This window comes from Planococcus sp. ISL-109, assembly GCF_018613655.1.
Taxonomy (GTDB): Bacteria; Bacillota; Bacilli; order Bacillales_A; family Planococcaceae; genus Planococcus.
In genome coordinates, this window is sequence record NZ_JAGGPW010000009.1 from 20,659 (window position 1) to 29,394 (window position 8,736).

7 protein-coding genes, 7 tRNA genes and 1 rRNA gene are annotated in these 8,736 nt (G+C 48.0%); all 15 read right to left on the reverse strand.

The window, feature by feature from the left end:
• Window positions 1-1,243: 1,243 nt before the first annotated feature.
• The 15 genes from glmM to rrf all read right to left on the reverse strand — a co-directional run bounded on the left by glmM (window position 1,244) and on the right by rrf (window position 8,664).
• Complete coding sequence (gene glmM, locus J7E21_RS09235) at window positions 1,244-2,593, reverse strand: phosphoglucosamine mutase (RefSeq protein WP_215106902.1); 1,350 nt, start codon at window positions 2,591-2,593, stop codon at window positions 1,244-1,246.
• Between the two features lie 73 nt (window positions 2,594-2,666).
• Window positions 2,667-3,671, reverse strand: coding sequence for a CdaR family protein (locus J7E21_RS09240; RefSeq protein WP_215106904.1), 1,005 nt, complete (start codon window positions 3,669-3,671; stop codon window positions 2,667-2,669).
• Window positions 3,664-4,500 carry a diadenylate cyclase CdaA gene (gene cdaA, locus J7E21_RS09245; RefSeq protein ID WP_215106905.1) on the reverse strand — a complete coding sequence of 279 codons (837 nt, stop codon included), beginning with the start codon at window positions 4,498-4,500 and terminating at the stop codon, window positions 3,664-3,666. The genes J7E21_RS09240 and cdaA overlap by 8 nt, the downstream gene beginning before the upstream one ends.
• Window positions 4,501-4,600: 100 nt before the next feature.
• Window positions 4,601-5,236: an anti-sigma factor gene (locus tag J7E21_RS09250; protein ID WP_215106916.1), complete on the reverse strand. Its 636-nt coding sequence runs from the start codon at window positions 5,234-5,236 to the stop codon at window positions 4,601-4,603.
• 12 nt (window positions 5,237-5,248) lie between these two features.
• Window positions 5,249-5,812: an RNA polymerase sigma factor SigW gene (gene sigW / locus J7E21_RS09255; protein ID WP_215106908.1), complete on the reverse strand. Its 564-nt coding sequence runs from the start codon at window positions 5,810-5,812 to the stop codon at window positions 5,249-5,251.
• Between the two features lie 271 nt (window positions 5,813-6,083).
• A complete protein-coding gene (rocF, locus tag J7E21_RS09260; RefSeq protein ID WP_215106909.1) occupies window positions 6,084-6,992 on the reverse strand; it encodes an arginase in 909 nt (302 codons plus the stop codon).
• A gap of 67 nt (window positions 6,993-7,059) precedes the next feature.
• A complete protein-coding gene (locus J7E21_RS09265) occupies window positions 7,060-7,626 on the reverse strand; it encodes a GNAT family N-acetyltransferase (protein ID WP_215106912.1) in 567 nt (188 codons plus the stop codon).
• A 206-nt stretch (window positions 7,627-7,832) separates the two neighbouring features.
• Window positions 7,833-7,905, reverse strand: a tRNA-Ala gene (locus J7E21_RS09270).
• Window positions 7,906-7,930: 25 nt separating this feature from the next.
• Window positions 7,931-8,003 (reverse strand) — tRNA-Lys (locus J7E21_RS09275).
• 11 nt (window positions 8,004-8,014) lie between these two features.
• Window positions 8,015-8,089: transfer RNA gene (locus J7E21_RS09280), tRNA-Gln, on the reverse strand.
• A gap of 14 nt (window positions 8,090-8,103) precedes the next feature.
• Window positions 8,104-8,187, reverse strand: a tRNA-Tyr gene (locus tag J7E21_RS09285).
• 30 nt (window positions 8,188-8,217) lie between these two features.
• Window positions 8,218-8,293 (reverse strand) — tRNA-Val (locus J7E21_RS09290).
• A gap of 6 nt (window positions 8,294-8,299) precedes the next feature.
• A tRNA-Glu gene (locus J7E21_RS09295) sits at window positions 8,300-8,374 on the reverse strand.
• Window positions 8,375-8,432: 58 nt separating this feature from the next.
• Window positions 8,433-8,505 (reverse strand) — tRNA-Thr (locus tag J7E21_RS09300).
• Between the two features lie 43 nt (window positions 8,506-8,548).
• A 5S ribosomal RNA gene (rrf, locus tag J7E21_RS09305) occupies window positions 8,549-8,664 on the reverse strand.
• Between the last annotated feature and the right edge of the window lie 72 nt (window positions 8,665-8,736).

Here is an 8,736-nt window from a genome sequence, read left to right on the forward strand (position 1 = left end):
CGTCTACTGAAGACTGACTGGTCGGTCCGATTTCTTCAGTACAGGCGCTATAATTGTATTCCTTCGCACTTACCTCTATCCCCCCTCATGCATCGATGTTAAATCGGTTCTCTTATCATAACCGCTCCACACAATTCCGTCAAATAACGCATAATCTTATTTAGGTCAATCCGCATGCGTACCTTCCAACAGATGGTTCATTTATCCTCATCTTTTCTGAAAAATTTTGTTTCCTGAAAGTTATTAGGAACAAGGAAAGCGATGAGAACAAGCACGCTCCCTCTTTTCGGCTCATTTGAAAGCGCTTTCCGCCAAAATGCGTTAAGCTATCTTTTTGAACTTCTTGATAATCATTTGATTGAAAGCGTGCAGAGATTTATTGAAATAAAGCCACATCTCTCCTTTAAATCCATATTGAGATGAGCAAGTGACAACCTAGATTCACGTGCAGCAATCGCACTTTCCGGTTCAAGCCGCGAAATTATTCGCAGCCTCACTTAGAGTTGAGCTCCCGCAATGAGCCAGTAACCCACTGTCTCATCGCTTCCTTAGTAAATTGGAGCTGCGGGAATGAGCTTGAATTGAGGTGTGAAAATGTATCGCTAGTTGTTTTTAGCATCTCCAATGGATTCGCCGTCTCGCTTTAGGTTGACCTCTTGCAGTGAGCCAGGAAAATCACCTGTTTCACTGCATCTTCTCACCCATATGCGCGAGATGGCTGGTACATTTCATTGGATCGGAATGACTGGCAATCATTTGCACTTCTCTAAGATTCATCCGCAGTTGGGGGAATCACTCCTTAGCAGAGTGAATGCTGAAAATATACGCTCCCTTCATCTCTTAGGAACAAGGTAGTAAAGTTGCATTTTCTTTCTCTTAACCGATTTATCTATTTTTTCTTACTGATTTCAGAGAATGAAAAATTTTATTACCACTCTAAGTTTAGAGATGGAGCGGAAAAGGCTGACTCCGTGAGGATCAGCGAGACAGCTAAGACCCTGCAAGCGAATAAGCGAAGGGAAGCTGAGCTTATTCGTTTGCGACGCATTTACGAAGGAAATGTGGGAGCAGGGGTTTTAGAGCGAAGCGACTTAGTGCTAGCCCTCCGGAAAGCGTGCCTTTGAAGCGAAATTATGCCTTTTACGTGATAAAATTTTGCAGCGCAATCGCAACCTCTTGCCTTACGCACCCATCTTCCACAAATAAAAAAAGACCGAAGCATCTGCTCCGGCCTTAAAACTTTTTACTTCATGCCCATCTCTTCACGAACCACTGCCGCAATACGCTCCACGTACTCTTCGCACGCTTCTGCAGAAGCAGCCTCTACCATGACACGAACCAACGGCTCTGTCCCAGAAGGGCGCACCAAGACACGGCCATTGCCGTTCATCTCCTGCTCCACTTCCGCAATCTTCGCCGCAACGAGAGCGTTATCCGTCACCGCATGCTTATCCGTCACACGGATATTCACCAGCTTCTGCGGGAAGATCGTCATTTCATTCGCCAGCTCAGACAACTTCTTGCCCGTAATCTTCATGATGTTCACAAGCTGAAGGCCTGACAATAAGCCGTCGCCTGTCGTATTGTAATCAAGGAAAATAATATGGCCCGACTGCTCGCCGCCCAAATTATATTCATTTCTCTTCATTTCCTCAACCACATAGCGATCGCCGACAGCAGTTTTCACGCTCTTCATGCCATTCGCTTCAAGCGCTTTATAAAAGCCCATGTTGCTCATGATCGTCGATACGACCGTATCTTTCTTCAAACGACCTTCAGACTTCAAATGCTTCGCGCAAATGTACATGATCTGGTCGCCGTCTACGATCTTCCCTTTTTCATCCACCGCAATCAAGCGGTCGCCGTCACCGTCAAAGGCTAAGCCGATGTCGGCACCTTTGTCCATGACCAGCTTCGCAAGCGCCTCCGGATGCGTTGATCCGACGCCATCGTTGATGTTCAAGCCGTTCGGCGAAGCGCCCATCGAGCTGATGTCTGCATCGAGGTCAGCAAACACGTGCATCGCAAGCGTTGATGTCGCACCGTGTGCGCAGTCGAGCGCGACATGGATGCCGTCGAACTCTTCATCCACTGTCTGCTTCAAATACTGAAGGTATTTTTGCCCACCTTCGAAATAATCCGTAATGCTGCCAAGGTCGCCGCCTGTTGGGCGCGGCAGGTCATCCGTTTCCGCATCAATCAGCGCTTCGATTTCAGCTTCCTGGTCATCCGACAATTTAAAGCCATCTGACCCGAAAAACTTGATGCCGTTGTCTGCCATCGGATTATGGGAAGCAGAAATCATGACGCCCGCTTCTGCACTCATGACACGCGTCAAATAAGAGACACCTGGTGTGCTGATGACACCGAGGCGCATCACTTCCGCACCGACTGATAAAAGCCCTGCTGCGAGTGCGTGTTCAAGCATTTCTCCGGAAATTCGCGTATCGCGTCCCACAAGCACTTTCGGTTTTTCTTTAGAGCTTTTCGTTAAGATGTAGCCGCCAAAACGCCCGAGTTTAAACGCCAACTCCGGCGTCAACTCGGTATTCGCTACCCCTCGTACTCCATCGGTCCCAAAATATTTTCCCATTCTTTTCGCTCCTTCAATCACTATATTCTGATTTGTTTATATTAACCTAACTTGCCATTTTTAGCTAATTTAATTATTCGTCGTTACTGTCGGTGATTTCCAAATTTTCCAGGTCACCCGGCACGATGGCCGATCCATCGATTGAAATATCCGCCTCCAGTTGCATTTCTCCTGGAGAGACGCCTGATGCACCTGCTGGAATCGCCAATTCGATCGTCACCGTCGCATCTGCTGCTGTGACGCTGTTTGCTTCAACCTCGATGACGTATTCCTCCATAGCATCGAGAACACTGCGCGGACCGAATACGCGCACCTGTTCACTCGAAGCTGTCCACGAATTGATGGTGATGCCTGTTTGCGGTTCACCGATCGTTTCGATGCGCACCGGCAGCTCACGGCTGTATTCTTCGACAGTGACATCCACTTCGACAGATTCCGGTTCGATCGTCACATTATCGAGCTTCGTCAAATCTTCTGCCAGAACCCGTACACGGGCTTCGGCGGTGAACGATTCATTAATGCCCGGTTCCCCTGTGACGGTCGCTTTGACAAAACTGATCGCGTTAATGACGCTTTGCGGACCGATGACAGTGACTGTATCCGGCTCTACTTCCAGGCTATCCATAACAAAGCCTTCAGCCAGTAAGCGCTCATTCATTTCTGCGTCGATATCGAATTCCTGCGAGACCCGCTCTTCGAGAACAACGTTAACAAACGCCGGATCGACACGGGCACTCAACTGCTCTGATAAATTTTCCGTCTGGATCGGCACTTGATGCTCACCCAAAGGCAAGCTTCGCAAATCAATGAACAGCGTATAATCATCCAGCTGGCGCGTCGTTTGAATGATGCTCGCCGGACCGCTTAAATAAAGATCAACCGTTTCCGGCACTCCGCTGACCATTAAACTTTCATCGTAGTATACATGCAACTCTACGTCCTCGATTATTTCCGAGACTCTTCCTGTTTCAGTCGTCGTTGTGCTGTTGTTTTCCGTCTGGACGGAAAAGAAGAGCAGAAAGGCCAGGAACAATGCCATAATCCGAAGAAACCACGGATTGTCCATCATCTTATCCATTCTTTTTCCCCCTCCAATTCCACCAGGAAGTTGTCGCTTGCTCTTGTTCTGCACCGAACCAAATGCGGCGAAGCTTCACTTCAAAGTCTTCCAACGACAAATTGCGGTGCAAATCGCCGTTCGCCGTCAAGCTGATGGCGCCGGTTTCTTCTGATACGACAATCGTGATGGCATCCGTTACTTCACTGATGCCGAGTGCTGCCCTGTGGCGCGTTCCAAGTTCTTTCGAAATGAACGGGCTTTCGGATAGCGGCAAATAGCAAGCAGCCGCAGCAATGCGGTTTTTCTGGACGATCACCGCACCGTCGTGCAGCGGTGTATTCGGAATAAACAAATTGATCATCAATTCCGAGGTGATGTCCGAATTCATCGGAATCCCCGTCTCTATGTATTCGCTAAGCCCTGTTTCCCGTTCGATGGATATGAGTGCACCGATGCGGCGCTTGGCCATATAACTGACCGACTTGCTCATCGCTTCAATCAACCGGTTGCGCTCGGATTCTTCATTGAGCGTGCTGCTCGAGAACAATTTCCCGCGCCCGAGTTGTTCAAGTGCACGTCTGAGTTCCGGCTGGAAAATGATGATGATGGCAAGAAATCCCCATTCGAGAACTTGCTGCATGATCCAGCCGAGTGTTTCCAGGTTGAGCGCCTGGGTCACAAGACGCGCGATGATGATAAAGAAGATTCCTTTTAATAATTGGACAGCCTTCGTTCCCTTGATGACAGTAATTAGTTTGTAAATAACGAACCAGACCAACAAAATGTCGATGAGATTCCCAGCCATCTCCAGCGCCGTCTGGTCGTTGAAGTTTTCCAAAAAAGGCATCTGCAACCCTCACTTTTCTCCATGTACATATGGTTTCAGTATACCATATTCTGAGACATCTGCCCGCATGGAAAAAAGCCCACCCGGTTAAGGATAGGCTTTACTTATCTATTGATTGATCATTTCCGCCAAAAAAGCTGACCGCATCCCGGAATGTTCCTTTGATTGTATACCAAAGCCACTCAAATGCTTGGTCGATTTCCTCGACTTCACCGTTGATCACTCCACTAGATGCCATATACTGGCCGTTGACGATCGTCACATTTCCTTCAAGTTCACCGTCTACGCGCAAATCGCCGTTGCGGATCGTCAAATTCCCGACCACAGTCTCGCCCGCAGGCACCACGACCGTCTCCCCTTCAACAACAAGGTTCGGCTGCTTGGTGAATGAAAACTGCTGATCATCGCTGAAGCTCGACATCATCGCCGCACTCATCAACAAGACGAACAGCGCCGCTGCAATAAATAGCGGGTGATGGCGCATAAAGCGCTTAATGCCAGCTCGCTGCGGCTCTTTCGGCAAGCTCGCCATTGTCTTCTGGACAAATCCTGGCGGCGCCTGGACGTGCGAAGCACTTTGCACAAAGGCGATGGTCTTCGTGAGTTCCTGATATATTTTTCTGCAGTCGCTGCAGCTCTGCACGTAATCTTTCAGTTCCTTTTCTTCTGAAGGACTGATTTCCCCGTCCAGGTAATCGTCCATCATGCGAATGACTTTTTCCGGACACGCATTCATCATGCTCGCCTCCTACAAATTGCTCAATTGCTTGCGAAGTGCTTCGCGCCCGCGGTGAATCCGCGTTTTCACTGTGCCAAGCGGCAAATCCAGGATTTCGCTGATTTCTGCCAGCGGCAATTCCTCGAGATATTTTAACACAATCGCTGCACGGTACTTATCCGGCAAACGGCTTATTTCATACTGCACCCGCTCTTGTACCTCCATCCGCATCAGTTCTTCTTCTGGAAGCTCTTCGTCATTGGCAATTTTCGAATACATATTTAAACCTTCCGTGCCCCTCACTTCCGCATCCAAATGGAAATCCGGTTTCTTTTTGCGGATTCGGTCGATGCATAAGTTGGTTGCAATGCGGTAAAGCCAAGTGGAAAACTTCCGGCTTTGATCAAAGGTATGAATGTTCACATAGGCACGCGTGAATGCTTCCTGTGCAATATCTTCCGCCTCATGTCGATTACCGAGCATGCGGTAGCAAATCTGGAACAGCTGATGCTGGTACAGCTCCACGATTTCAGCAAATGCGTCTTGGTCGCCCTTCATGACTCGTTTTATTCGTTTATTTACTAACGCATCCATGATCTCATTTCCCTCCGCCATGCGGCTGTCTTTTATATACGCTCCAGTTATGAAAAGGTTTCATTTTTTCTATTCTTCTATCGTATCAAACCAGACCCAGAAAAAACCAGTCAATTTCCAGTCAATCAATGGAATTCATCAGTTTCTTACCGCTCTGGTAATAATAATGCACAGGATTACTTACAGGCCCTAAGACTTTCTCCTTAATATGTTATACGTTTTATTCCAATATAAAAAGCTGCCCGGAATTTCCGGACAGCCAACCTTTATCTTATACCAGTTTTTCACCGAGCAACGAGCCGATTAATGCGACTGCAACATCAGCTGTGCGGTTTTTCTCATCCAAAATCGGATTCACTTCCACAAACTCAGCCGAAGTGATAAGCCCTGCATCAAACAGCATTTCCATCGCCAAATGGCTTTCCCGGTAGCTGATACCTCCGGGAACTGGTGTGCCGACGCCTGGCGTATACATCGGATCGATGCCGTCCAGGTCAAGCGACAAATGGACGCCGTCTGCTTTGCGCTCTTCGCGCAAATAGCGGATCGATTCCTGCATGACATGATCCATACCCATTTTATCGATTTCGTGCATGCTGAAAACTTTAATGCCATGTTCTTTAATGAGTTCACGCTCGCCTGGATCTACTGAACGCGCACCGATGATGACGATGTTCTCAGGCTTTACTTTCGGCGAATAGCCGCGAATGTTCGTCAGCTTCTCATGGCCATGTCCGAAACTTGCCGCGAGTGGCATGCCATGAATATTCCCGGACGGCGATGTTTCGCTAGTATTCATATCTGCATGCGCATCATACCAGATGACGCCCAAGTTGTCATAACGCTCTGAGATGCCGGCAAGCGTACCAATTGCAATGCTATGGTCGCCCCCTAGCACTAATGGGAAATTACCTTGTTCAGCAACGCTCGAAACTTTTTCGCCAAGCGCTTCTGTCGCTTCGGTGATGACGTCCATATTGCGCAAGTTGGTGTTCACATCAACTTTGCCGTCTGCTTTGCGGATTTGGATATCGCCTTCATCCGTTACTTGGTGTCCTAGATTTTCGATGCGGTCGACTACCCCCGCATAGCGGATGGCACTTGGTCCCATGTCGACACCGCGGCGCATTTGGCCATGGTCCATTGGTACACCGATAATTGATACTTTTAATTTATTCATGATTTCATACCCCCTAAGTAAGATACATTCATTGTACCCCCTGAGGTTCTCTTGGCTCAACCTTACATTATTCTGAATATTTATTCAGTTTATCTTCTAATGATTTTTTCACTTCCGGCCATTCCTGGTCAATGATGGAGTAGACAATCGCATCCCGCGGTTCACCCGTAGAACGGATCCGCTCGTTGCGCAAATACCCTTCCTTCACCGCACCAATTCGCTCGATCGACTGTTGGGACCGAATATTCTCTGCATCGGTTTTAAACTGGACGCGGATCATCTCACGCTCTTCAAAACAATAACCGAGCAATGCATGCTTGACCGCTGTGTTGACGTGCGTACGCTGCGCTTTTTCGCTATAGAATGTCGCACCGATTTCGCAGCTTTTATTCGCTTCATCAATCGCATAAATGCGCGTCGTACCGACAATTTTGCCGCTAATCGGATCTTCGACCGCAAAAACCAGCACATTGGACTGATTCATTCCTGACGTTAGCCATGCCTCCATATCTTCAAACCGTTCCACTTTCGTCAGCATATGCTCAAAGATTTCGGGTGTATAAAGTGCCCATACTGCCTCAAAATCCTCACCTTTCAACAAGCGGAGCCGAATATTGCGTTGTTCAATATACATAGTGGTCCCCTCCTTATTTGCAGTATACCAGTGCATGCGCAAGAAGCGCTATCTTTCATTAAACAAGGAAATCAACTAAGTATTTTCATTAATTCTTCATTTAAACAACCGTTATTCAACTTATTCAAATGAACACAACTAAAAAAACCCCCATATCCAATTGAATGGATACGGGGGTTTTTACACATGGATTGCACATGGAACAATGGAGCCTAGGGGGCTCGAACCCCTGACCTCGACGCTGCCAGCGTCGCGCTCTCCCAGCTGAGCTAAGGCCCCGCGCGAAATATGCGCAAAAATAAAATGAGCCATGAAGGATTCGAACCTTCGACCCTCTGATTAAAAGTCAGATGCTCTACCAACTGAGCTAATGGCTCACAATAAAAAATGGCTGGGGTACCTGGATTCGAACCAGGGCATGACGGGATCAAAACCCGTTGCCTTACCACTTGGCTATACCCCAAAAAAGAAAAAAACTGGTGGTGGGGGGCAGATTCGAACTGCCGAACCCTAAGGAGCGGATTTACAGTCCGCCGCGTTTAGCCACTTCGCTACCCCACCGCTATTCGATTATTATCGAAAAATAATACATGGTGGAGGATGACGGGATCGAACCGCCGACCCTCTGCTTGTAAGGCAGATGCTCTCCCAGCTGAGCTAATCCTCCATATGATGGTGACCCCTACGGGATTCGAACCCGTGTTACCGCCGTGAAAGGGCGGTGTCTTAACCGCTTGACCAAGGGGCCTTACTAAAAACTATAAAGAAAACCGTTTCCCTTTTAAAGAAACTTCAAAAAAATCAAAAGCTCCCAACCGGATTCGAACCGGTGACCTCTTCCTTACCATGGAAGCACTCTACCTACTGAGCTATGGAAGCAAGGTAAAAAAAGAAATCTCAGTACAGCAAAAAAAAATAAAGTGCCCAGCGACGTCCTACTCTCACAGGGGGAGACCCCCAACTACCATCGGCGCAAAAGAGCTTAACTTCCGTGTTCGGGATGGGAACGGGTGTGGCCTCTTTGCCATCGTCACTAGACTGTTGAGCTCATTCGCTCAAAACTGGATAAATCGACATTGTGAAACGCAATCAATATTTTGGTTAAGTCTT